General features: G+C 58.6%; 18 protein-coding genes. 12 read left to right on the top strand and 6 right to left on the bottom strand.

Translation table 11 applies throughout. The features are described from left to right. The first annotated feature begins 208 nt into the window (after positions 1-208). From N7578_RS03535 to N7578_RS03515, 5 genes are all read left to right on the top strand, one after another. Positions 209-3,535, top strand: a complete 3,327-nt coding sequence (locus tag N7578_RS03535) for a transglutaminase family protein (protein WP_311108921.1) — start codon at positions 209-211, stop codon at positions 3,533-3,535. Position 3,536: 1 nt separating this feature from the next. After that, a complete protein-coding gene (locus N7578_RS03530) occupies positions 3,537-5,954 on the top strand; it encodes a circularly permuted type 2 ATP-grasp protein (RefSeq protein WP_422646665.1) in 2,418 nt (805 codons plus the stop codon). Between the two features lie 3 nt (positions 5,955-5,957). Next, positions 5,958-6,839 carry a transglutaminase family protein gene (locus N7578_RS03525; protein WP_311108920.1) on the top strand — a complete coding sequence of 294 codons (882 nt, stop codon included), beginning with the start codon at positions 5,958-5,960 and terminating at the stop codon, positions 6,837-6,839. 163 nt (positions 6,840-7,002) lie between these two features. After that, complete coding sequence (locus N7578_RS03520) at positions 7,003-8,235, top strand: TadE/TadG family type IV pilus assembly protein (protein WP_311108919.1); 1,233 nt, start codon at positions 7,003-7,005, stop codon at positions 8,233-8,235. 137 nt (positions 8,236-8,372) lie between these two features. After that, entirely contained in the window at positions 8,373-9,995 is a 1,623-nt protein-coding gene (locus tag N7578_RS03515) for an ABC-F family ATP-binding cassette domain-containing protein (protein WP_311108918.1), read from the top strand. A 54-nt stretch (positions 9,996-10,049) separates the two neighbouring features. Here N7578_RS03515 and N7578_RS03510 read toward each other — a convergent pair whose 3' ends face one another. Next, on the bottom strand, positions 10,050-11,513 hold the full coding sequence (locus N7578_RS03510; protein ID WP_311108917.1) for an FAD-binding oxidoreductase: 1,464 nt from the start codon (positions 11,511-11,513) through the stop codon (positions 10,050-10,052). 332 nt (positions 11,514-11,845) lie between these two features. On the opposite strand from N7578_RS03510, the gene N7578_RS03505 reads away from it, so the two are divergent. The 5 genes from N7578_RS03505 to N7578_RS03485 all read left to right on the top strand — a co-directional run bounded on the left by N7578_RS03505 (position 11,846) and on the right by N7578_RS03485 (position 15,877). After that, entirely contained in the window at positions 11,846-12,808 is a 963-nt protein-coding gene (locus N7578_RS03505) for a LysR family transcriptional regulator (RefSeq protein WP_311108916.1), read from the top strand. 71 nt (positions 12,809-12,879) lie between these two features. Next, a complete protein-coding gene (locus tag N7578_RS03500; protein WP_311108915.1) occupies positions 12,880-13,662 on the top strand; it encodes an ATP-binding cassette domain-containing protein in 783 nt (260 codons plus the stop codon). Between the two features lie 23 nt (positions 13,663-13,685). Next, entirely contained in the window at positions 13,686-14,456 is a 771-nt protein-coding gene (locus N7578_RS03495; RefSeq protein ID WP_311108914.1) for a lysine/arginine/ornithine ABC transporter substrate-binding protein, read from the top strand. A 58-nt stretch (positions 14,457-14,514) separates the two neighbouring features. After that, the gene (locus N7578_RS03490; RefSeq protein WP_311108913.1) at positions 14,515-15,192 is read left to right on the top strand and encodes an ABC transporter permease subunit; all 678 of its coding nucleotides are present in this window, start codon (positions 14,515-14,517) and stop codon (positions 15,190-15,192) included. Between the two features lie 7 nt (positions 15,193-15,199). Beyond that, positions 15,200-15,877, top strand: a complete 678-nt coding sequence (locus N7578_RS03485; protein ID WP_311108912.1) for an ABC transporter permease subunit — start codon at positions 15,200-15,202, stop codon at positions 15,875-15,877. 86 nt (positions 15,878-15,963) lie between these two features. Here the strand turns inward: N7578_RS03485 and speB are convergent, their stop codons facing one another. Further along, positions 15,964-17,022 carry an agmatinase gene (gene speB / locus N7578_RS03480; RefSeq protein ID WP_311108911.1) on the bottom strand — a complete coding sequence of 353 codons (1,059 nt, stop codon included), beginning with the start codon at positions 17,020-17,022 and terminating at the stop codon, positions 15,964-15,966. A 207-nt stretch (positions 17,023-17,229) separates the two neighbouring features. On the opposite strand from speB, the gene N7578_RS03475 reads away from it, so the two are divergent. Then, positions 17,230-18,180: a LysR substrate-binding domain-containing protein gene (locus N7578_RS03475; protein ID WP_311108910.1), complete on the top strand. Its 951-nt coding sequence runs from the start codon at positions 17,230-17,232 to the stop codon at positions 18,178-18,180. 36 nt (positions 18,181-18,216) lie between these two features. Here N7578_RS03475 and N7578_RS03470 read toward each other — a convergent pair whose 3' ends face one another. Then, positions 18,217-20,328, bottom strand: coding sequence for a TonB-dependent receptor domain-containing protein (locus N7578_RS03470; RefSeq protein ID WP_311108909.1), 2,112 nt, complete (start codon positions 20,326-20,328; stop codon positions 18,217-18,219). A 148-nt stretch (positions 20,329-20,476) separates the two neighbouring features. Between N7578_RS03470 and N7578_RS03465 the strand changes: the two genes are divergently transcribed. Next, positions 20,477-21,946 carry a glycosyl transferase family protein gene (locus tag N7578_RS03465; RefSeq protein ID WP_311108908.1) on the top strand — a complete coding sequence of 490 codons (1,470 nt, stop codon included), beginning with the start codon at positions 20,477-20,479 and terminating at the stop codon, positions 21,944-21,946. Between the two features lie 13 nt (positions 21,947-21,959). Here the strand turns inward: N7578_RS03465 and N7578_RS03460 are convergent, their stop codons facing one another. The 3 genes from N7578_RS03460 to repC form a co-directional block, all read right to left on the bottom strand. Next, positions 21,960-23,165, bottom strand: coding sequence for a low temperature requirement protein A (locus N7578_RS03460; protein WP_311108907.1), 1,206 nt, complete (start codon positions 23,163-23,165; stop codon positions 21,960-21,962). 161 nt (positions 23,166-23,326) lie between these two features. After that, positions 23,327-23,569, bottom strand: a complete 243-nt coding sequence (locus N7578_RS03455; RefSeq protein WP_311108906.1) for a hypothetical protein — start codon at positions 23,567-23,569, stop codon at positions 23,327-23,329. 311 nt (positions 23,570-23,880) lie between these two features. Beyond that, positions 23,881-25,158: a plasmid replication protein RepC gene (gene repC / locus N7578_RS03450; protein WP_311110043.1), complete on the bottom strand. Its 1,278-nt coding sequence runs from the start codon at positions 25,156-25,158 to the stop codon at positions 23,881-23,883. Between the last annotated feature and the right edge of the window lie 234 nt (positions 25,159-25,392).

Here is a 25,392-nt window from a genome sequence, read left to right as displayed (position 1 = left end):
TAACACGCCGTTCAACCTTGTCCACACCTGCGGCAAAAACCTTGAAAACCGGTGCGGTACCATACCTCCGGCAGATCGCATGCGCCGGCGACAACACAGTTTGCCCATGAAATGATCCTTGCTTTCTTTTCCTGCATTGCACAAAATCCAAGTAATTTCAGAGGGGCGGACAAACCGCATAAGCCGGAAAAACCGGGCAAGGCAAAAGATGGCGATTAAAGCAAGCATTTATCATCTGACGCATTACAAATACGACAATCCGGTCCGCCTCGGACCCCAAATCATAAGACTGAAGCCTGCCTCCCATTCCAGAACCCGCGTCATCAGCCATTCGCTCCGGGTTTCTCCTTCCAATCATTTCGTCAATCTTCAGCAGGATCCCTACGGCAATTATCTCGCCCGCTTCGTATTCCCGGACCCTGTAACCGAGCTGAAGATCGAGGTCGATCTTGTCGCCGATATGACGGTCTACAACCCGTTCGACTTCTTCGTCGAGGAAACGGCGACGAAATGGCCGTTCGATTACACGGAAACGCTGCGGGACGATCTGTCGATCTACACAAGGCCCGAACCCACGGGACCCCTGCTGACCGCTTTCATGGCGACCATAGACCGTTCGCCCGATCAGCCGACAGTCGATATGGTCGTCGGCCTGAATGCCCGTCTCCAGCAGGAGATCAATTATGTCATCCGCATGGAACCCGGCGTTCAGGAGCCCGAGGAAACGCTTGCCTCCGGCAAGGGATCCTGCCGCGACACCAGCTGGCTGCTAGTACAGGTTCTCAGGCATCTCGGTTTCGCCGCCCGCTTCGTCTCGGGTTATCTCATTCAGCTGACACCTGATCTCAAGGCGCTGGACGGCCCTTCCGGAACCGAGGTCGACTTCACCGATCTTCACGCATGGGCGGAGGTCTATCTGCCCGGCGCGGGCTGGGTTGGCCTTGACCCGACCTCCGGCCTTCTGACCGGCGAAAGCCACATCCCACTTGCGGCAACACCGCATTATCGCAACGCCGCGCCGATTTCCGGCGGTTATTTCGGGCAGGCCAATACCGCGTTCGACTTCGACATGCTGGTTCGGCGCATTGCCGAGACACCGCGCATCACCAAGCCGTTTTCCGACGAAAGCTGGGATGAGCTGAATGCGCTGGGCGAAGAGGTTGATCGGGTTCTGACGGCCCATGACGTCCGCCTGACCATGGGCGGCGAGCCAACCTTCGTCTCGATCGATGACTTTGAATCGGAAGAATGGAACACGGGCGCCGTCGGGCCGACAAAACGTGAAAAGGCCGATACGTTGATCCGCCGCCTGCGCGAACGTTTCGCGCCGGGGGGCTTCCTGCACTACGGGCAGGGCAAATGGTATCCGGGAGAAAGTCTGCCTCGCTGGACCTTTTCTCTCTACTGGCGCAGAGATGGCCTGCCAGTCTGGCATAACCCGTCTCTCATTGCACAGGAGGGTGTCCAGACCGGGGTGAACGAAAGCGACGCCGCCAGGCTGCTTGGCGCCATCGCCACCGAACTGCATATCGAACCCGATATGGTCATGCCCGCCTTCGAAGATCCCGGCGAATGGATCCTGAAGGAAGCGAACCTTCCCGAAAACGTCGATCCGGCAAATTCTAAGCTCAAGGATCCGGAAGAGCGAAGCCGCCTGGCCAAGGTGTTCGAGCGGGGTCTGACGAGCCCCACGGGCTATGTGCTGCCGGTGCAGGCCTGGAACAGCCGTGCCACCGGGCGGCGCTGGGTCAGCGAAAGATGGCACACCCGGCGCGGGCGCATTTTTCTGGTGCCCGGCGACAGCCCGGTCGGTTATCGCCTGCCACTCAATTCCCTGCCGTGGATCCCGCCGTCGCAGTATCCCTACATCAATCCTCTTGACCCGAGCGTCGAACGACAGCCGCTGCCGGATTTCCGCAGCGACAAGGGCCACCAGCAACATGCTGCGCATTTCCAGCCCTTCGAAGCCAGCACCCAGCCAAGCCAGCGTTCGACCGAGGCCGAGATTGGCGGCTATATCCGCACCGCCATCTCCGTCGAGGCGAAGGACGGACGGCTTTGCGTTTTCATGCCGCCCACGGTGACGCTGGAGGAATATCTGGACCTCATCGCCTCCACGGAGCGTGCCGCGGCAAGTCTTGGGCTGCAGGTGCATATCGAGGGCTATGCGCCTCCGCACGACGAGAGGCTGAATGTCATTCGCGTCGCACCCGATCCCGGTGTTATCGAAGTCAATATTCATCCGGCCTCGAACTGGAAGGATTGCGTCGACATCACCACGACGATTTACGAGGAGGCGCGCCAGTCGCGGCTTGGGGCCGACAAGTTCATGATCGATGGCCGCCACACTGGAACCGGCGGCGGCAACCACGTGGTCGTGGGTGGTGCCAATCCGAACGACAGCCCGTTCCTGCGCCGTCCCGATCTTCTGAAGAGCCTCGTCCTGCACTGGCAAAGGCATCCATCGCTCTCCTACCTGTTTTCCGGACTGTTCATAGGTCCGACAAGCCAGGCGCCGCGCATTGACGAGGCGCGCCACGACAGTCTCTACGAACTGGAAATAGCACTCGCGCAGATACCGGCACCGGGCGAAGGCATTCCGCCCCTGCCATGGCTGGTCGACCGACTGTTCCGCAATCTTCTGGTCGATGTGACCGGCAATACGCATCGCGCCGAAATCTGCATCGACAAGCTCTTTTCGCCGGACGGACCGACCGGACGTCTGGGGCTGGTCGAATTCCGGGGTTTCGAAATGCCGCCGAATGCCCGCATGTCGCTGGCGCAGCAATTGCTGGTCCGCGCCCTGATCGCCCGCTTCTGGAAAAACCCGGCGAGCGGCAAGTTCGTGCGATGGGGCACGGCGCTTGCCGACAGGTTCATGCTGCCGCATTACATATGGGCGGACTTTCTCGATGTACTGGCAGACCTGCGGGAAAACGGGTTCGACGTCAAACCGGAATGGTTCGTGGCGCAGCAGGAGTTCCGCTTCCCCTTCTTCGGCGAGGTGGAATACGAGGGTGCGAAACTGGAACTGCGCCAGGCGCTGGAGCCCTGGCACGTGATGGGCGAACAGGGTGCCATCGGCGGGACGGTCCGTTACGTCGACTCCTCGGTGGAGCGTCTTCAGGTCCGCCTCGAAACGTCCAATCCGTCGCGTTACACCGTGGCCTGCAATGGCCGTGCGGTACCGCTGACGGCAACCGAAAATCACAGCGTTTCGGTCGCGGGCGTCCGTTTCAAGGCCTGGCAGCCCGCCTCCGGGCTGCATCCGGTCCTGCCCGTCAATTCGCCCTTGACGTTTGACATTTATGATACATGGTCAAGGCGATCGATTGGTGGATGTATCTATCATGTTGCTCATCCGGGCGGGCGCAACTATGAGACATTTCCCGTCAACGGTAACGAAGCCGAAGCGCGGCGTCTCGCACGCTTCGAGCCATGGGGACATACGGCCGGTCAGTATCCCCTGATGCCGGAAACCGTTTCTCCGGAATTTCCGCTGACACTCGATCTGCGCCGCCCTTACGGAGTATAAAGTGGCCAAAGCCCCGGCACCGGCAACGGCAACCGAACACAAGACGGAACCGGACCTGCGACCACGTGGGTTCGATTATGCCGCCTTGCCCGGTATTGCCGATGAAATGCTGGGAACCGACGGCAAGGTTCGGCCCGTCTGGCGGCATCTGCTGGGTGCCATTTCACGCATGTCGGAACGGGAACTGCACGAGCGTTTTGCCCGAACCGACCGATATCTGCGCGATGCAGGCGTGTTTTATCGCGACTACGGCAAGGGCAGCAGCGAGCGAAACTGGCCGATCTCGCATATCCCGGTTCTGATCGATGAAAAGGAGTGGGCAGTTCTCTCCGACGGCCTGAAACAGCGTGCCGACCTTCTGGAAGCAATGGTCGCCGATTTTTACGGCGACAACCGGCTGGTCGCGGAAGGCCACATTCCACCGGCGCTGATCGCATCCAACCCGGAATATCTGCGGCCGATGGTGGGAATCAAGCCGGCCAGCGGTCATTACCTGCATTTCTGCTCATTCGAGATCGGCCGAGGCCCGGACGGCAACTGGTGGGTACTGGCGGATCGGACGCAGGCCCCCTCTGGTGCCGGATTTGCGCTGGAAAACCGCGTCGCGACGACCCGCGCCTTTTCGGACATCTATGCCGAAACCCACGTACATCGCCTCGCCTCGTTCTTCGGTGCGTTCCGCGACACGTTGCAGTCGCATCGTCGGCACCCGGATGACCGCATCGCGGTTCTGACCCCCGGCCCCGCGAACGAAACGTATTTCGAACACGCCTATATCGCCCGCTATCTCGGCTTCATGCTGCTGGAAGGCGAAGACCTGACTGTCGTCAACGGGCGCGTCATGGTCCGCACGGTCGCCGGTCTGAAGCCTGTCGGCGTTTTGTGGCGCCGTCTCGACGCCTCCTATTCCGATCCGCTAGAGCTGAACCAGCAGTCTCACATCGGCACCCCGGGAATGGTACAGGCGCTTCGCAACGAAGCACTCACCATCGTCAACGCGCTCGGCACCGGCATCCTGGAAACACGCGCGCTTCTGGCCTTTATGCCCGGCGTCTGCCGTCATCTGCTGGGTGAGGACCTGAAGCTGCCTTCCATTGCGACCTGGTGGTGCGGGCAGCAATCGGAACGCCGCAATGTCGCCAGCAATATCGAGCGCATGGTCATTGGCCCGGCCTATTCCCGCCTGCCCTTTTTCGACGACAACGGACAGTCGGTCCTTGGGTCCTCCTTACGCGAAACGGCGAAGGAATCGATCAGCGACTGGCTCGCAGCCGACGGTCACCGGCTGGTCGGCCAGGAGGTCGTGACGCTTTCCACCACACCCGCCTATGTCGACGGCAAACTGGTACCGCGCCCGATGAGCCTTCGTGTCTTTGCCGCCCGCACACAGGACGGCTGGCAGATCATGCCCGGCGGTTTTGCGCGCATCGGCAGCAGCAACGATGTCTCGGCCATCGCCATGCAATCGGGCGGCAGCGCCGCCGACGTCTGGATCGTCAGCGAAAAGCCAGTAGAACGCACCTCGCTGCTGCCTGCGGAAGAAAGTTTTACCCGCAACATGCCGGGCAGCCTGCCAAGCCGCGCTGCCGACAACCTGTTCTGGCTCGGCCGCTACATCGAGCGGTCGGAAGGCGCACTGCGCATCCTGCGCGCCTGGCATGGACGTTATGCCGAATCCGCCGATCCGAAGCAGCCACTTCTTGCCCATGTCACACGGTATCTCGAAACGCTCGACATCGAGATGAACGATGCCGTTCCCGCAAGCCTCCTGACCAACATCAACAGCGCGCTTTACTCCGCCAGCAACATCCGCGACCGGTTCTCGCCGGACGGATGGCTGGCGCTGAACGATCTTGCCAAAACCGCGCGCCGCTTCCATGCCAAGGTTGCGCCCGGTGACGACGCCACCCATGCCATGACCATTCTGCTGCGCAAAGTGGCGGGTTTTGCCGGTCTGGTGCATGAAAACATGTACCGTTTCACCGGTTGGCGGTTCCTGTCGATTGGCCGTTATCTGGAGCGCGGGCTGCACATGACGCGGCTTCTCGGTCATATGACCGGCCCGGATGCGCCCGATGGCGCCTATGACATGATGCTCGAAATCGGCGACAGCGTCATGACCCATCGCCGCCGCTACAACGTGAACACCGCCGGGCTGACCGTGACCGATCTGCTCGCGCTCGACCCCCTCAACCCGCGCTCGATCCTGTTCCAGCTGAACGAAATCCGCACGGAAGTCGAGCAGCTGCCAAACGCCTTCGTCAACGGTCAGATGTCGCCATTCTATCGCGAGACGATGCGGCTTCATTCCGGTCTTGCCGTCATGACGCCGGAAGGCATGAATACCGCAATCTATCGACAGCTCGAAAAAGATCTGGAGCATCTGTCCGATGTTCTGGCACGCACCTATCTCGGATAACCGATGCTCTACGATCTTTCCCTGCACATGGGTTACGCCTACGACACGCTGGCACATGGCGGACGGCATGTCATTCGTGTGCTGCCGCTGTCCATACCGGGCCGCCAGAGACTGATCGCCGGATCGATCACCGTTTCCCCGACACCGGAAGAGCGAACGGTTTTCGAAGATTTTTTCCGTCAGCCGGCAACCACAGTGTATGTGCGGGCGCCGCATGAGAAGCTGGATATTCGCATGCAAGCACGCGTCATGGTGGAGCAGCCTGCATTGACGGCGGATTTCTCGCCGGAGCTTTCCCGGCTGCCGCAGGAGCTCGCAAACGTCTGGTCTGTGGATTTCCAGTCACCGCATCACTTCGCCGGAACAAGCCCGCGGATCGGGATCGACGCTTCAATCGCAGCCTATGCCAAAGAAATGGTGAAGCCCGGCATGACGATCCGGGAAATAGCATTCGCGATGTGCAAGCGCATCTACAAAGACTTCACCTACGATGGCGAAGCGACGACCGTCGACACCACGCCGTCGGAGGCATTCAAGCTCAAGCGCGGCGTATGTCAGGATTTTTCGCACATCATGATCCTGGCTTTGCGCAGCCTTGGCATTCCCGCCGGTTATGTCAGCGGCTTTCTGCGCACCATTCCCCCGCCGGGCAAGGAACGTCTTGAAGGTGCGGATGCTATGCATGCCTGGGTTCGTGTCTGGTGCGGCGAGGCGACAGGTTACATCGAGCTTGACCCTACCAACGATATTGTCGCCGGGTGCGATCACATCGTTGTCGGGTACGGACGGGACTATTCCGACGTGGCGCCGGTTATCGGTGTGCTGAAGGGCTATGGCAACCAGCAGGCCAAGCAGGCCGTAGACGTTATCCCTGTCCAGAATTGAGACGGGTGGATCTACTGCTGTAATACAGCGGGAATGTCTTGCGGATACTTTGAAAACTGCCCCGATTTGATCACTGAATAAAATTGCATTTTTTTCATTAGCGGTTTCTACATCGCTTGAGAGTTAGCTGCGCTCAATAGACCACTCAGCCTGTGAGCGCGCCATGACCCTGCCGTCAGAGACATCCCTGAAGCGCCGTTTTCTTGCCGACACCACCGGCAACTTCGGCATCATGACCGCAATATTGCTACCGGTTCTTCTTGGCGCTGCGGGCGCGGGAATGGAGCTAGCGAATGTGATGCAGGTGAAGGCAGACCTCCAGAACACCGCCGACGCGGGAGCACTGGCGGCGGTCACGCACGCACGCCTGAAGGAAGGCAAAGCGAGCGATGACGAAATCAAGGAGACTGCCAGGAAATTCATCATCGGCCAGATGGAGAACGAGCTTACCAAGGAAGAGCAGGAAGAACTCGACAAGAATTCCACCATCGGCCTGACAACGCGAGACGATGCACGCGGCAAGACCTTCATCATCAACACGACAATTCGTCAGAGCGTAAAACTGAACCCGCTCCTGGGTTTTCTCGGAATAGCCACCATCAACATCTCCGCAACCGGCACCGCACAGGCCAGTGTCAACAAGGGCGCACCGCTCTCCATGTATCTGGTTCTCGACCGCTCCGGCTCGATGTCTTTCAAGACCGACACGATCAATACCACGAAAAAATCCTGCGCCAACTATACCAAGGACAACTGGGGTCAAACCGAGAAGCAGGCCACATCCAGCCCGTGTTACGTCAACAAGATGGACTCGCTGAAAACAGCCGTTTCCTTCTTGGTCACCACCCTGAACAAGGCCGATCCCACATACACAACCTCCGGCTCCGAACTGGTCCGCACAGGCGCCATCGCCTACGAGGCCAAGGCATTTACACCGCAGGCGATGATATGGGGCACGGGCAGCGTCAACACGTACGTCAATCAGATCCCGCAGTTCCCGACGGGCGGCACGGACGCGACGGCGGCTTTGACAAAAGCCTACGACGCTCTCAAAAAATCAAATCCCGAAGAAGCAAAGCAGCACAAGGCGAAGGGAAGTGAATCCTTCGAGCGCTACATTGTTCTGATGACAGACGGGGAAATGACCGGAAGCAGCGCAAGCTGGAATTCCAGCTACGACCAGTCGGTGCGAAATGTCTGCGCTACGGCGAAAGCCGACGGCATCAAGATTTTCAGCGTCGCCTTCATGGCTCCCGACAAGGGCAAGTCGCTGCTGCAATATTGCGCATCGAGCCTCGACAACTACTACGCCCCTGAAGACATGAACGGGATCGTCACGGCATTCGGCGAAATCGCCCGCAAGGCCTCCGGCAGCATCGCCACGCTGACGAACTGACAGCCGGGCATATCCTGTGACACAAACGACGGAAATACGCCTGTTTCCGTGGTTTTTCTTTGCCCTCGCCCTGTTTGCTCGGGTGACACCGCCTGATACCCGTGGCATAGGGGGGCGCTCACGTCACAGGCCGCATCATGATCCGTATCGAAAACATCAGCAAATCGAATAGCCACCGCATCCTCTACATCGAGGCTTCCGCCGCACTGAACAAGGGCGAGAAAACCGGCCTCGTCGGACCGAACGGTGCAGGCAAGACCACGCTCTTTCGCATGATCACCGGCGAAGAGCAGCCGGACGAAGGGCAGGTAGTTGTCGAGAAAGGCATGACGGTCGGTTACTTCGATCAGGATGTCGGCGAGATGTCAGGCCGCTCCGCGGTCGCCGAGGTGATGGAAGGCGCCGGTCCGATCAGCGAGGTCGCTGCCGAACTACGCGCGCTCGAAGCGGCCATGTCCGATCCCGACCGCATGGACGAGATGGACGCGATCATCGAACGTTACGGTGAAGTTCAGGCTCGCTATGAGGAGCTGGACGGTTACGCGCTTGAAGGCCGCGCCCGCGAAGTCCTCGACGGACTGAGCTTCAGTCAGGAAATGATGGACGGCGACGTGGACAAGCTTTCGGGCGGCTGGAAGATGCGCGTCGCGCTGGCGCGCATTCTTCTGATGCGCCCCGACGTGATGCTTCTCGACGAACCGTCCAACCATCTTGACCTTGAAAGCCTGATCTGGCTGGAGAACTTCCTGCGCAATTACGACGGCGCGCTGCTGATGACCTCCCACGACCGGGAGTTCATGAACCGCATCGTCAACAAGATCATCGAGATCGATGCCGGCTCGCTGACCACCTATTCCGGCGACTACGGCTTCTATGAGCAGCAGCGCGCGCAGAACGAGAAGCAGCAGCAGGCGCAGTTCGAGCGGCAGCAGGCGATGCTCGCCAAGGAAATCAAGTTCATCGAACGGTTCAAGGCCCGCGCCTCGCATGCGGCGCAGGTTCAGAGCCGCGTCAAGAAACTCGAAAAGATTGATCGCGTCGAGCCTCCCAAACGGCGGCAGACGGTGGCGTTTGAATTCGCGCCAGCACCGCGATCCGGCGAAGATGTCGTTGCACTGAAGAAGGTGAACAAGGCTTACGGCAGCCGCACGATCTATGAAGAACTGGACTTCATGGTACGGCGCAAGGAGCGCTGGTGCATCATGGGCGTCAACGGTGCTGGAAAATCGACTTTGCTCAAGCTCGTTACCGGTACCGCGGAACCCGACACCGGCAGCGTGACCCTCGGCGCCAGCGTCAAACTGGGTTATTTCGCCCAGCACGCGATGGACGTTCTGGAAGGTGACGCCACCATTCTCGAATGGCTGGAGGAACGTTTTCCGAAGGCGGGACAAGCGCCGTTGCGTGCGCTTGCCGGATGTTTCGGCTTTTCGGGCGACGACGTGGAAAAGCGTTGCCGTGTCCTGTCAGGCGGCGAAAAGGCGCGTCTGGTCATGGCAGCCATGCTGTTCGATCCGCCGAATTTCCTCGTCCTCGACGAGCCGACGAACCATCTCGACCTCGACACCAAGGAAATGCTGATCAAGGCGCTGTCGGAATATGAGGGAACGATGCTGTTCGTATCCCACGACCGGCATTTCCTCGCCGCACTTTCCAATCGTGTTCTGGAACTGACACCGGACGGCATTCAGCAATATGGCGGCGGCTATACGGAATATGTCGAGCGCAGCGGCCATGAAGCGCCGGGCCTGCGTAGCTGACGAGCGCTACGAAAACCAGCCCCTCACGTTGTCCGGAGGGGCGGATCTGCCACATCAATCGTTCCCGGTGCCGATGAATTTTCCAGGATTCATGATGCCTTTCGGGTCCAGTGACCTCTTCACGACAAGCATCAGATCATGCTCGACGTCATCCCGATAATGACGGATCGCATCGCGCTTGACGCGGCCAAGCCCATGCTCAGCGGAAATCGTACCGTTGAAACGATGGACGATATCGTGAACGATGCCGGTGATTTCTTCCTCACGCGCATGGAATGCGTGGCCATCGGCGCCTACCGGCTGGACGATGCCGAAATGGATGTTGCCATCGCCCATATGTCCGAAGGCAACCACGCGAACGCCTGCACAGGCCTTCTCGACCGCCGCGACCGCCTCACGAAGGAACGCGGGGATTGAAGACAGCGGAACCGCTATATCGCCGTGGATCGACGCACCTTCGAGAACATCGGCTTCCGCCAGCCCTTCACGGATCGACCAGAAGGCACGGGCTTGCTCCACCGATGCGGCGAGTGCCGCATCCGTCACCAGCTCGGCTTCGAAGGCCTCACCCAGAAGATCTTCCAGCGTTTCACGCAAGGCCGAGCCATTATCGCCGGATGAAAGCTCGACCAGAACCTGCCAGTCGTGAATGTCGCCCAGCGGGAACCGCGTCGCCGGAAAATGCTTCAACACCAGCTCGACACCGGTTCGCGGCATCAGTTCAAAAGCCGTGACCTGATTACCGGTCCGCTCCTTGCAGCGAACCAGCAATTCCAGTGCCGCCTCGACCGACGAGACGGCGCAGATTGCGGTTTCCACCGAAGAAGGACGTGGGAACATCTTCAGGACGGCTGCCGTGATGATGCCGAGCGAGCCTTCGCTACCAATGAAAAGCTGCTTCAGATCGTATCCCGTATTATCCTTGCGAAGTGCGCGCAGCCCTTTCCAGATCCGGCCGTCCGGCAGGACCACCTCAAGCCCGAGAACGAGATCGCGCATGTTGCCGTAACGTAGCACGTTCGTTCCGCCGGCATTGGAGGCGATGTTCCCGCCGATCTGACAGGAGCCTTCCGCCGCCAGCCGCAACGGGAACAACCGCTCGGCAGCCTCCGCAGCGGCCTGGACGTTCGCCAGGATGCAACCCGCCTCGACAGTCATCGTGTCGTTCAGCGGATCGATGGCGCGTATCCTGTTCATCCGCGACAGGCTGAGAACGATCTCGTTGCCGGTGCCGAACGGAACAGCACCGCCCACGAGCGAGGTGTTGCCACCCTGGGGCACGATTCCTATGCCTTTTGTGGCACAGAGTGAGACAATCGCGGCGACCTCTTCGGTCGTGGCGGGTTTCAGAAGCAGTTTGGTCGCGCCACGGAACTGCCGCAGCCAGTCAATCGTGTGAGCGTCCAGAACATCAGGATCCGTGCTCCAGCCAGCCGGACCGACAATCGCCTTCAGCTGTTCGATGGCCTCTGTGGAAAGAACGCCTTGTTCCGCATGATCTTCTGTCTGCTTCATCATGTCCATGTCCTTGCGACAAATCTCATATCGCCCTGTGCAGCCGCATCTGGCCATCGCCGTAACGGGCGACCGCCCTGGCTATTCCATCCCAGTCTAGCAGGCGATCCATGATGCAAAAATATGCAAGCTTGGAAGTTTTTTTGCATTATTATGCAACAATCATGTCCACCGGTATCACCATCATTGCGCACCGTCTTTGTCATCGTGAGATTTTTGCGAGATCCGCACTCTCAGAAGCAGCGCTTGCCCGGGTTTTCGATTCCATATCCCATCCGGCGCGGATTTCAGGCACATTTGTTGCTTCCACCTGCAATGTGGACATGAGGTAGGCAATGCAACCAAAGCTCAACAAACGCCGGAAACTGCTTGGGCGCGTCAGCGATACCGACATGCATCTCTTTCGCGTGTTCTGCACGGTTGCCGATTGCGGCGGATTTTCCGCGGCGCAGGGGCAGCTCGGCGTCGGCCGTTCCACCATCTCCCGCCAGATCTCCCATCTGGAAACGCGTCTTGGATACATGCTCTGTTATCGCGGACGCAGCGGGTTCGTACTGACCCAACATGGCGAACAGGCACTGGTGCTGATCCGCAATTTCCTCTCAGCCGCAGAACAGTTCATGGCGGACATGGCGGCGATCAACGACGATTTTTCCGGCCGCATCAATCTGGCCATCATGGACTGCAGCTTTTCGGACGTGAAAAGCCCTGTCCTGTCCGCAATTCAGGAGTTCCGAAAGCTGGCGCCCCGTGTCGAGATCAATCTGACCGTGGAGTCCCCCGGCACGATCGAGCGCGGCATTCTGGATGGGAGCTTTCATCTCGGCATCTTCCCGGCGTACCGACATCTGGACGAACTCGTCTATTTTGATCTCTACGACGAGAAAGTTGCGCTTTACGCGGGGGCATCCCACCCGTTAATGGAAGCTGTAGAGAACGATCCGGACCTGTCGGTCGAAAAGATCACACGGCACGAATTGGTATTCCGCGGTTATCTCGAAGGAGAAAAGCTTCTAAAGATCAAACAGCAGTTTCGGCGCGGACCAACAGTTTTCCAGACGGAGGCTGTCGCGGCACTGGTGCAGGCGGGAGCCTATCTCGGTTTCCTGCCGAAACATGCCGCCAGCCATGAGCTTGTCAGCATCCGGCCTGATGTCTTCGAATATTCCGCACCGATCTGTGTGGCGGTCAGCCGAAGCAGGCGCAGTTCGGTTGTTACAAACGCTTTCCTCGAACGGCTGACAAAGAGCGCCGCTACGCGCGCGAAGAAACAATCAGTTGCACGGAAGCGCACCTAAAAATTCGATAACGGCGATTTATCGCGAGGCTAAATTTTGTTTCTCATAACACACTGGCGGAGATGAAGGAGATGACGGAATTGAAACAAGTCCCTCCCCTTGAAGTTCTCAATATCCGCAAATCCTTTGGCGATATTGAAGTTCTTCGAGGCATTTCGCTGGCCGCGCACAAGGGCGACATCATTTCCATTCTCGGTTCTTCCGGGTCGGGCAAAAGCACGTTTCTGCGCTGTATCAATTTTCTCGAGCATCCGACCGAAGGCCAGATCCTCGTCAACGACCGCGAGATCGCGCTTCGCCGAAACCGCGACGGACAGCTGGAGCCGGCCAACATCAAGGAACTTACAGACCTGCGGACCCGCCTTGCCATGGTGTTCCAGAGCTTCAATCTGTGGCGCCATCTGACGGTTCTGGAAAACGTGACCATTGCCCAGATCCATGTGAAGGGCACCACCAAGGCGGAAGCCGAAGAAAAGGCCAAAAAATTCCTTGACCGCGTGGGCATGTCGGCGCGCCTCAATTTTTATCCGTCGCAACTGTCCGGCGGCCAGAAGCAGCGCGTCGCGATTGCCCGCGCTCTTGCCATGGACCCGGAAATCCTGCTGTTCGACGAACCGACATCGGCGCTCGACCCGGAGATGGTCGGCGACGTGCTGAAGGTGATGCGCGATCTGGCCGAAGAAGGCCGCACCATGCTCGTGGTTACGCACGAGATGGCCTTTGCCCGCGATGTCAGCACACGCGTCATGTTCATGAATCAAGGCGTCGCCGAAGCGATCGCGCCGCCTGACGAAATGTTCCGCAGCCCTGCGGACGTATCGGCCCGCTGGGCCGAGTTCATTGCCAGAATGTGAAAACAACACAGAGAGGAACGACTATGCACAAGGTATTTCGGGTTCTGGCCGCTTCGGCCGTCGCGGCCCTGCTCGCAGGCGCTGCAAGCGCCGAGGATCTGACCATCCGTTGGGGAACCGAGGCGGGTTACAAGCCCTTCATGTACAAGACGGAAGCTGGCGAGCTGGCCGGCTTCGACTATGAGATCGGCAATGCCATCTGCGAAGTTCTGAAGGCAAAGTGCACCTGGACCGAGCAGGACTGGGATGGTCTGATCCCCGCCCTTCAGTCCGGCAAATACGACGCCATCTTGGCGTCCATGTCGATCACCGAGGAGCGCAAGCGCGCCGTCGATTTCACCGGCAAATATTACAAGATCCCCTATCGCTTCGTGGCGCCCGCAAAGGCTGGTCTGACGCCGGAAACGCTGGACGGCAAGACCGTCGGCGTGCAGAGCGGCACGGTCACGCAGGTGTTTCTGGAAAAGACCATGCCGGGCGTGACCGTCAAGACGTACCCGACGCAGGACGAGGTATGGCTTGATCTGGCTGCCGGCCGCATCGATGCCGGCATGGCCAACATGGTTGTCGTTCAGGACAGCTTCCTCGCAACCCCGCAGGGCAAGGACTTTGCCTTCTTCGGTCCGGAATACACCGAAGACAAATATTTCGGCGAGGGTACGGGCATCGCGCTGCGCAAGAAGGACAGCGAGTTGCGCGACACCATTACTGGCGCGATCAAGACGATCCGCGAGAATGGCACCTATGCCAAGATCAACGCGAAGTATTTCCCATTCGACGTTTACGGGAAGTAATCTGAAAATGGCGCCGCTCTTCATGGGCGGCGCCCTCCAAACGAGGGGATGAAGTCGCGTGGATACCCTGTTCGCTTACGGGCCGATGGTACTCTCGGGCATTGGCCTGACAATCTCGCTATCGCTCGCCTCGCTGGTGCTCGCCATTTTCTTCGGGCTGCTCGGCGCGTGGGCAAAGCTGTCGCGTCATCGGCTGCTCAATATCCTCGGCAACGGTTACACGACGCTGGTTCGCGGCATTCCGGACCTCGTGCTGATGCTGATCGTCTATTTCGGCGGGCAGACCCTCATAAACTCGGTGGGCGAAACCACCGGCCTGTGGGGCTACATAGAAATTAGCCCCTTCGTCGCGGGCACGGCAACCATCGGTTTCATCTTCGGCGCCTATATGACCGAAACCTTCCGCGGCAGCTATTCGGCTCTCGACAAGGGCGAGATCGAGGCAGCGCTGGCCTGCGGCATGCGCCCCGCCACATGGCTGCGCCTGATCGTCTGGCCGCAGATCGTGCCATTGATGCTGCCGAGTTTTACCAACAACTGGCTTGTGCTTTTGAAGACCACCGCGCTTGTGTCGATCATCGGACTGCAGGATGTGATGTATAACGCCAATCAGGCCGGGCGTTCATCGCATCAACCCTTCCTCTTTCTGCTTCTGGCCTTTGCCGTCTATCTCGGCCTGACGATCCTCTCGGATCTCGGCCTGCGGCAGCTTAAAAACCGCTACAAGCTTCGCTAGGTGTCCCATGGATTTCGCGCTGATCTTCGAAAACTGGCCACTCTTCGCACAGGGCTTGTGGGTAACGGTAACGATGGTGGGCATTTCGCTTGCTCTCGGCGCCATTCTCGCCATCCCGCTGGCACTCGTTCAGGCCTATGATGTTCCCGTTCTCGGGCGTCTTGCCGCGGCCTATTCCTATGTATTCCGGGGAACGCCGCTTCTGGTACAGCTTTATATTCTCTACTACGGCCTCGCCCAGTTCCAGAGTGTCAGGGAATCGATGCTGTGGCTGCTGCTCGGCAACGCCTACACCTGCGCGATCGTCGGCTTCACCCTGAATAGCGCTGCCTATGTGGCGGAGATCTATCGCGGTGCGCTCGTCAGTCTCGACAAGGGTGAGATGGAAGCCGCTGCCGCTTACGGCATGACGCGCACGCAGGTGATCCGGCTGATTGCCCTGCCCCAGGCATTCCGCCTCTCCCTGCCCGCCTATTCCAACGAGGTGATCTTCCTGCTGCACGCCAGCGTTGTCGCCTCGACCATCACCATCGTCGATATTCTGGGGGCCGGGCGCAAACTGAATTCGAGCTATTACGTCGTCTACGAAGGTTTTCTGACGGCCGCCGCTCTCTACATGGTCGTTGTGCTCTTCATCACCATTGTTTTCAGAAAGGCCGAGCGCAAGTTTCTCGCGTTTCGGTAGAGCATGCCCCGTGATGCGCCAGCGCATGCAAAAAACGGCGCCGCGATCGCTCACGGCGCCATTCGTTATCGTAGCGTTTCGCCCGGTTATCGCGCCCCGTTCAAGAACGGGCTGAACACCATCAGGCTCAGGATTTCAAAAAGCATCTGCGCGCCCGCATGCGCGGTATTGGTGGTCGCGTCATATTGCGGCGCGACTTCCACGACATCGCCGCCAACCAGGTTGATACCCTTGAGGCCCCGGATCAGCTCCAGAACCTCACGGCTGGTCAATCCGCCAATTTCCGGTGTTCCGGTGCCGGGCGCAAAGGCGGGATCAAGACTGTCGATGTCGAAGGAGAGATAGGTCGGTCCATCGCCGATCACGGTTTTCGCCTTCTCGATGATGGCGGGTATGCCAAGACCCGTAACCTCTTCGGCGTGGATCACCGTCATGCCGGACTCGTAGGAGAACTCCCAGAGATATTCTGCCGAGCCGCGGATACCGATCTGGATCACACGCGTGGGATCCAGCACACCATCGAGGACGGCATTCCGGAACGGCCCCCCATGGTGGAACTTCGTCAGGTCATAAGCCCCGCCCGTATCGCAATGGGCGTCGATATGGATCATGCCGACCGGGCGCTTTTTCCCGACTGCCCGCAGGATAGGATGCGTGATCGAATGGTCGCCGCCGACAGAAAGCGGCACGACGCCCGCGGCCACGATCTGGTCGACGCGCTTTTCGATATCCTCATGGCTCATTTCCAGACGATAGCGGCTGCGGAACGGCACATCTCCAATATCAGCAACACGCAGATCGTGAACCGGCGCGCAACCCAGCACGTGATTGTACGGGCCGATCCGCTCGATCGAACGAAGAGCGCGTGGCCCGAAACGTGATCCCGGCCGGTTGGTGACGCCGAGATCCATCGGAATGCCAAGCAGCGCCACCTGTAGATCACCGAAATCCGGTGTTTCCGCATCGACCTGCAGATAAGGCGCCGTCAGGAACGTCGGAATACCGGAATAAGGCGCCAACCGCGTGCCGCCCTCATTGAAGATCTTGTCGGCAACGTTGCGAAATTCGGGATCGAACAGATCGCCGCCGTGGCCCTGTCCGTACTTCACACGAAGCTCTTCCAGCTTCCTGTCATCAAACGCCATCTTCGCCTCTCGCAGTTGGAAAGGGACGCCGAAAAGCACGGCAAAGATGCCTGCCGTCGGTCGTTGCGCCCGCCAAGGACGCTCACTTCTTCATTCCCCTTCATTCTTGTTGCCGACAACTATGAAGAATTCGAATTGGAAATCAATTGACATTGTTATAGCATTTTATGTGAGAAAAATTCACAACTATGCTGTTGGAATGCGTCGTTGCCCAGTCGCCTGCCACCCCTCAATCCGCTCCGCGCCTTCGAGGCGACCGCCCGCCGGGGATCGGTATCTGCCGCCGCCCGGGAGCTGAATGTCACCCACGGTGCGATAAGCCATCAGATCCGGGCGCTGGAACAGTCTTTCGATACGCCGCTGTTCGAGCGCGATGGCAAACGGTTAAAGCTGACCCCGCAGGGCGCACTGCTTCTGCCAGCCGTCTCCAGCGCGTTTGACGGCATCGCCGCGGCAACGGCCGCCATGACGCGACCGGCGACGAACGGAGAGCTGACAGTGACCTGCGTGGCGGCGCTTTTGTCCTTCTGGCTCATTCCGCGCTTGGATCGCTTTACTGAACAGTTCCCCGGTGTGACCTTGAGGCTGATCGCATCGAACGATGCAGCAGCACCCTACTCGCCGGATGTCGATATCTCGATCCTCTATGGCGACGGCAACTGGGGCGATTGCTGGACGCGGCTGTGGAGCCGCTTTTCCCTTTTTCCCGTCATCAGCCCTACGCTGCTCAACATGCGACCGCTTCGCTCCACCCGCGATCTGCAGGATCATGTGCTGATGCATTGCGATGACGGCGCCGAGTGGAACACCTGGCTTGCCGCCGCCAACGCCCATGGCCTGCCGCGCGGACGCCAGCATTTCATGGGTGATGCAAGGCTTGCAACCGAAGCCGTGCTGCATCGTCAGGGCGTCGCGCTGGGCGACTCGATTACGGCCGGTGACCTCATCGTCAGAGGTGAACTTGTCGCACCGTTTGATCTTGCCGTTCCGGCAAATCATGCGCTGTACGTTGCCTGCCGGCCAGACAGGCGAGCGGCACCGATCGTGCAGGCCTTCATCGACTGGCTGTTCGCCACCATCGAAAGCGACACGCTGCCCGACCCGCAGACGTCCGGTCGGACGGTCCTGCGTCAGCGTACAAAAAAAGAGGCGCCATAAGGCGCCTCCTCCATCTCGTTTAGGATCGGCCGATGATCAGAACCGTGCCGTCATGCTGACCCAGAAGCGGCGACCTTCCATCACCGTGTTGAAGTCGCCTGTGCCCACTTCCTTGTCGAAGACATTGTAGACGGCCGCATTGAAGTCGACATTCTCGGCAACGGCGTATTTCGCGCCCAGATCCAGCGTCGTGTAGGCATCATATTTCCGACCTGCGACACCGTTGATCGTCACCGGCGAACCATTGGTGCCGATACGCGGTCCAGCGTTGATTTCCGATCCGTGATAGTTGATCGATGCCCATGCTTCCAGACCGTCGATCGGCGTTACCCAGTCACCTCTGAGGTTGGCCATGTGTTCTGGCGTGCGGTCGAGCGGGAAACCCTCATACGTACCGGTCTTCTGCTCGGAATGGGTATAGGTATAGCTGCCGCGGAACGTCAGGTCTGGCGTCGCGTACCAGCTCGCCGTCAGCTCCACGCCCTGAATGACCGCATCGTCGATATTATAGTTATACCAGAGGCGGTAATTGTTATTCTCGCTCCAGCGAACAGGGTTGCCGCTGCTGTCGAGCACCTGTGCGTTGGAAATCTTGTCGCGGAAATCCGTGTAGAAATAGGTCGCGCCGAAGGCAACGTCACCGTTATCCCAGAGTGCCGCCAGTTCATAGCTGGTGCTCTTTTCCGCTTCTAGGTTGGGGTCGCCGATGATGACGCCGCATGTGCCCGCTGGACCTACGGTGCATCCACCGCCGCCAGTCGTATAGATGTAACCGGGTGCGACCTGACGGATCTCCGGCGCACGGAAACCGGTGGAAATACCACCCTTGATCGTCAAGGCATCGGTTGCGTTCCACACACCGTAAATGCGCGGGCTGAAATGGTTGCCATATTTCTCGTGATTGTCGAGGCGCAAGCCGCCTGTCAGTGCGAAGCTGTCGACGATGCGCCATTCATCCTCCACGAAAAGCGCCCACTGCGTTGCCGAGAAGGTTTCATCCAGCCCCGTACCGCGTCCTGGATTCTGGTCCGTCAGATGCGCGTCGAAATACTGGCCACCGGTGACAAGCGTATGTCCGCCGAACAGTTCGAACGGGGTGGTGAACTTGCCGTCGATCACGGTGTTGCGGATCTCCGGAGAACGGAGGTTTTCCGTCACGCGACCGGTTGCAATGCTGCGTGAATAGTTGGTGCGCTCCGCCCACTCCTGCTGGATCGAGAACTCAGACGTTGTCGGTCCCCACCGTCCGGTGTGCGACAGGGACCAATGATCGCGTGTGTTGGTGTTGTATGTGGCGTTGGCAGCGGTCGTCGCCAGCGTATCGCCCGGTTCGGCGCTGCGGCGCAAACGCGTCTTGCCGCCTTCGAGATAGATGTCGTGATCTTCGTTGGGCGTGAAGGTCAGGCGGCCGTTGAAATCATATTCCTTGGCACCCGTCGTGCCACTCAGAATACGGTCCTCGCCCCGCGTGAAGCCACGGCCCCACACCTGCAGGCCGAGCATATCCTTGAGGATCGGACCGTTAGCATACCAGGAAACCTGACCGCTGTTGCCGAAACGAGAATGCTGCTGGGCCGTTCCTTCGGTGGTGACCGAGCCGGACCAGACATCACCGACCTTGCGGGTGATGATATTGATGACGCCGCCCATCGCATCGGAACCGTAAAGCGAGGACATCGGGCCACGCACGACCTCGATACGCTCGATGGCCGAAACCGGCGGTATGAAGCTCTGTTCGAAACCGGCATTGCCGTTCGTGCGGGCATCACGCGTGCTCTGGCGTTTGCCATCCACAAGGATCAGCGTGTAAGCGCCGGGCAACCCGCGGATATAGATGTCCTTTTCATTGGCGACGCCGGTAACCGAAACGCCCTGAACTTCACGCAACGCATCCGTCAGATCGCGGAAGGATCCCTTTTCCAGCTCTTCTCGCGTCACCACGGTAATGCTGGCCGGCGCATCCTTGACGTTCTGTTCGAAGCCCGCAGCCGTCACGACGATCTGCTGAAGGACGGTGTTCCCTTCCGTTGCCTGCTGTGCGACGGCGGGAGCCATCGCCGCGGCCAATGCGGTGCCAGCCATACCGGCCGTGATGATGGCCCGTGCCGTTCCTGCGGCACTGATCTGACCGCAATGTTTCACTTCCATGTTATGCCCCCGCATTTAACTTGAGAATTATCCCCCACTTATTTAGGAGGAGCGGGTGGCACAACGCCTTTGTTTTTGAACCATTCTAAATTCTGAAAATTGCAAATTGGGGGCTTTGCCGACCGGCGGCGAGGTGAAACAGCACAGGATGACAATCAAAAAGGGAAACGAGGAACAGGCGACATCAACCCGACCCGACAAGCTCGGGCAGCTGAAGCTGTTGATCGCCTTTGACGCCTTGCTGCGCGAAGGAAGCGTCAGTCGGGCCGCAGCCGGCATGGGTCTGCCGACTTCATCCATGAGCCGGATCCTGCAGCAGCTCCGCGAAAAATATGACGATCAGCTTTTTCTCCGGACAGGCCAGGGGCTGTTGCCAACCCCGTTTGCAGAGGAAATGCGGCTGCGCATCCGCTCTCTCGCGGCAGAGGCTGAAAATCTGATCGACTACACGAGGGAACAACCCGGCGGACCGGTGCCATCCACAAAAACGTCTGGATGGGAGCGGCCGCAACTGATGAAAGCGCCGCCGCTGGCCACGCGTCCCAGCCTGTTGCTCGAGGGGCAGCCAAGCCCCACACACATTGCCAACCGCCTCGCCCAAATTGGCCACAACGCAGATCCACAGCAGAGACTGGCGAAATATATCGCAACATCCTCCATGGGTATCGGAAACAGCCGTCCCCTCAGCCAGACGGAGGCGATGGACGCGCTGTCGATCATTCTTGGCGGCGACGCCGATCCCATCCAGATCGGTGCGCTTCTTGCAACGATGCACTATCGCGGCGGAACGGCTGCGGAACTTGCCGGCTTCATCGAAGCCATGTGGCGTCACATGGACAGAAACCAGAACCCTGATGCATCCGTCGATCTGGACTGGCCGGTCTATGTGTCCCCAAAACACCGGGATGCACCCTGGTTCCTGCACTCGGCGCGTCTGGTGGCAATGACCGGTCGCCGTGTTCTTCTGCACGGAAACATGGGAAAGGGCGACAACGGCGGCAAACTCGAAATCGCCGCGGAGGCCAGTGGCATCCCGATTTGCCTGTCTCTCAAGGAAGCTGCGCATGCGACAGCCTCGAGAGGTTTGGCCTATCTGCCGATCGGCGGCATTTCATCCCAGTTCCAGAGCCTGCTCGGCCTGTACGAGCTGCTGGAGATGCGCCTTCCGCTCAACACCATGGTTCATCTTCTCAACCCGCTACGCGCCCGAAGCATCATCACCGGCGTCGCGCGCCCCTCCTATCAGGAGCTTCATCGCGATATGGCGAAAATTCTGAACATGGAGAACCTCGCCATTTTCGGCAGCACGCGGGATTTCGCGCAGTTCACGCCTTTCCGCAGCACCAGGATCTTCGGCTTGTCGAAGGGCCAGGATATCGACATCTTCATTCCCGGACGCGAAACACCACCCGCCGAGATGCCCACCATGTTCACCACCTTCGAATATTGGTGTGCCGTGTGGACGGGTGCTGCGCGGGATGAAAGAGCCGAGGCGATCATCGTTTCCACGGCAGCGGTTGCCCTGATGCTGGTCAACGACATGGCTATGTCATTCGAGGAAGCATCCGTGCAAAGTCAGCGCCTCTGGCGGGAACGGTCACGCTTGATGGCCGCGTGACCATCCTCACCGTTTACGCATTGGCGGTATTGCCGCGTAGCGCAAGATATTCCCAGACCGCAACCAGCAGAATTACCGCGGTACTGGCCAGCTGAAGAACATAGAGCGGCACGCCCTGCAGCGGCAGAAGCAGGCACAGCAGGACGACACCAACGACATGCGAAAGCGGCCGCTCATAGGCAGCAGCGATCTTCACACCAATATTTCCCGCAAGAAAGAGGATCGGTCCGCCCAGAATTGCGATCGCTTCCCTCACCGTTGCGCCATCATGGCTGTGTGACAGGCTGAAATCCTCGCCAACCGCGGTGACGATGATGCCGGCCACGATGGGCAGGTGCCCGTAGTTGAAAAGGTTGTTTGCGATCTTTGCCTTCTCGTCCGCATTCTCGGCTTTTCTGGACGCCTTTTCCTGACCATGATGGAAGTAGATCCACCACATCGCGACGGTACTTATGAAAGCGGAGCAGAAGACCACGAATGTCAGACCGGAACTCATGTAATCGGTGGCGGTGCGCCCCGTGGTCAGTATGGTTTCTCCAAGACAGATGATCACGAAGAGCGCGCAGCGTTCCGCCAGATGTTCACCGGAAAGATGCAGCCTGTCCTCGTCGCTCGAGGGAACTCCCGGAACGAAATAACGGCACACGGGACCGGCATATTCGATACCAAGCGCACAGCCCCAGAAAACAAGCCGGGTTGTCAGATCGGACAATCCTCCAGCGATCCAGAAAACGCTCGATATGGCCAGCCAGATCGTGACACGCAGAAAGACGAGAAAGGACTGCCGGTCTTGTCCCCTGAATGCGTATAGAGCAAACAGGCTGCGTCCGATCTGAAGGGCGCTGTAGATCAGCGCGAACGCAAAGCCCTGCTCCGCGAACGCTTGCGGTAAAGCGATCGCAAGCAGGACACCTCCGAACATCAGGGTGAAGAGAAGAAGCCGGACAGGCTCAACCTCCGTATTGAGCAGATTGGTGATCCAGGTCGTGTGGATCCAGAGCCACCACAAGGAAAGGATCAGAACGGCCGCTTCCAGAACGGCTGTCGGACCGAAATCCTCCGCCAGCGCGTGAGACAGCTGTATCAGCGCAAAAACAAAAACAAGGTCGAAGAAGAGTTCAGGAAAGGTCGCCTTTTCGGCGTCCTGCCCTTCCTGCTTGATCCAGTTCCGCGCTTTTGCGCTCTTCGGGAGCGCTTCCGTCTCTATTCCGTCGCTCATGCTGCTCCTTGTTTCAGGGCATTTCCAATGCAGAAAGAGTGTGGCGGGGTGCTGTCAGTCGAGGCGCGGCAGCGGATGCAATCCACTCATGTAAAGGAAAGCACTGATCACCGACCTGATCGTTCTGCAGACGCCATAACCTTGTCGTCACGAACAGGGCTTCAGATCGCACTGGCGCGGGGAATGTCGGTCAGGGACACGCCACCCTCCTCGCCGTTGCCGGTCAGATATCCCTTCTCCTCCAGCCAGCCTCTCAGAAGCGTTTCCAGAGCCTTTGGGCGAGGCGACGCCGTCTCCGCCATGTAGAGAGCAACCGCCAGCTCCATCTCGTCAGGAAAGGTCATGAGTTCGTCTTCCGTTGATGCCACGCGGTGGAAACGCGCAATGGTGTTCCAGGGTTTCATCAGCCCGCCCACGACGGATACTAAAATGTTCTTCCCCGCCTTTCCCCGTTTGGCAGACCGTTCAGGCGCAGCTGGAGGATTCCAAAACCGCGAATCCAAGCCATTGAAACGAAATATGGAAAATCCGTAAAGAAACCTAAGTCGCACTTAACTTTCATTACTGACGATTAACCATAGGAACCCTTTTGACTGTGGATCATGACCACAATCAACCCGTCTGGAAACGAATCTTTAAAGCTCAGGAATGACGCGAGCTTAGCGCCATAAGCCGGTTTTCGCAACTGACCGGCCTGGGCTGGCCATTTTCCGTGTCATTGCCGCACGGCCCTGCCCGCTCCTTCGCTTCTGGCACGCAGTTGCGCTGTCAGCATCGCATTCAGGTCGAAACCGCCCTCACGCGCCTTCTGTGTCAGATTACGGAGATATCCACCCAGAGAGCTGATCTGCTCCGCCTTTTGCAACAGACACGCCAGCACAGCCGCCGTAGCCTGTCTGCCGAAGACGGCGACAGCATCCTGATAAGCCGACTGGCTGATATTGAACATGGTTCTGACGACCGAGGTTGCCACCTCGAGATCCCGCCATCCTGTTACCGTTGCCGCTGGGGCATAAAGCGCAATGTCCGGGCAAGCTTTCAAAACCAAAACAATATCAGGAACAAAAAATTGCTTTTGAAGAACGGGCTTGGGAGGCTGGTGGTCGGGTTTTGCACTGTTTGCAACAGTAACCGGTGAACGGTTGGCTTTGGGATCGACAGGTGCAATGGCAGCGGTTGGCGTGGAAACGCATGCTTCAGATATGGATTCGGATTCTGAATTCTTTATGTGGCGCTCATTCTGGCGGTCATTGCCGCTCGTTTTTTCGGATTTTGCAATATTTTCCAGATAGTTGGCTATTTCTGCACGCAGAGAGCCCAAAATCCCCGCGATTTTCTCAAGCTGAATGGTTTTTGGATTACGACCGAGCGAGTTTGCCGCCGCGCTGTAACGGGTCTGAAATTCGGCAGCGACATCCGGCTGACCATCGATGGCGAGCATCTCGCAGAATTTTTGGATGTCGCGACGGCACAGACTGATCTTTTCACGCAGACGCTGAACATCGAGACGCTCGGCAATGATCCGCTCGGCCATTTCTTCGATTTCCGCTTTACGGGCAAGAAGCGGCGCCAGCGAGAATCCATAGGCCTCACTGATATCTCCCCCTTTTGTCTTGCGGGCATAACGTTTTCCGTTCGGACTGTCCTTTCGGATGATCAGGCCCGCTTCGACGAGGGCGGAAAGATGCCGGCGCAATGTCTGCTCCGCCATGCCATGTGCACGCAGAGACAATTGCAAATTGGACGGAAAAACCACGAGATCGGTTTCGCCAGACAATTCGGTTTTTGGATAGAAGCTCAAAAGAGCGTTCAGAACGGCCAGAGAACGATCAGTCACACCCAGCAATGGGCGTGCTTCGCAAACCGAGCGATAGAGTTTCCACTTGTCGACGGCTGCAACCGATTTGATCTTCTGCGCCGCGAATTGGGTAGCGAGAATGCCAAACGACATTGTTCGCCGCCCAAAAGGCGTCGTTACGCATGTGCTGTCCATGTCTTTCACCTTTCAAAAGGCAAAAGAAAATCGCTCACCGAAAAATTTCGATGCCAAGACTCTTGACTATGATTCGCGGAAATGAGATTCTTCGGGTGCTTAAATCAAAGAAAGGCTTCCGCGCGGCAACGTTCGGGGGCTTTTTTCTTTTGGGCTATTTCTCCTGTTGGTCGTTGAGATTAGAGCGGCTCACCAAATAAAGAGGCTTCGTCGCTCCGTTTGTCTGTTTGAGCA

It is taken from the genome of Agrobacterium tumefaciens (assembly GCF_031801495.1).
Lineage (GTDB): Bacteria > Pseudomonadota > Alphaproteobacteria > Rhizobiales > Rhizobiaceae > Agrobacterium > Agrobacterium tumefaciens_K.
Note: the sequence above shows the minus strand (reverse complement) of the source record. Positions and strands in the feature narration are given on the sequence as shown.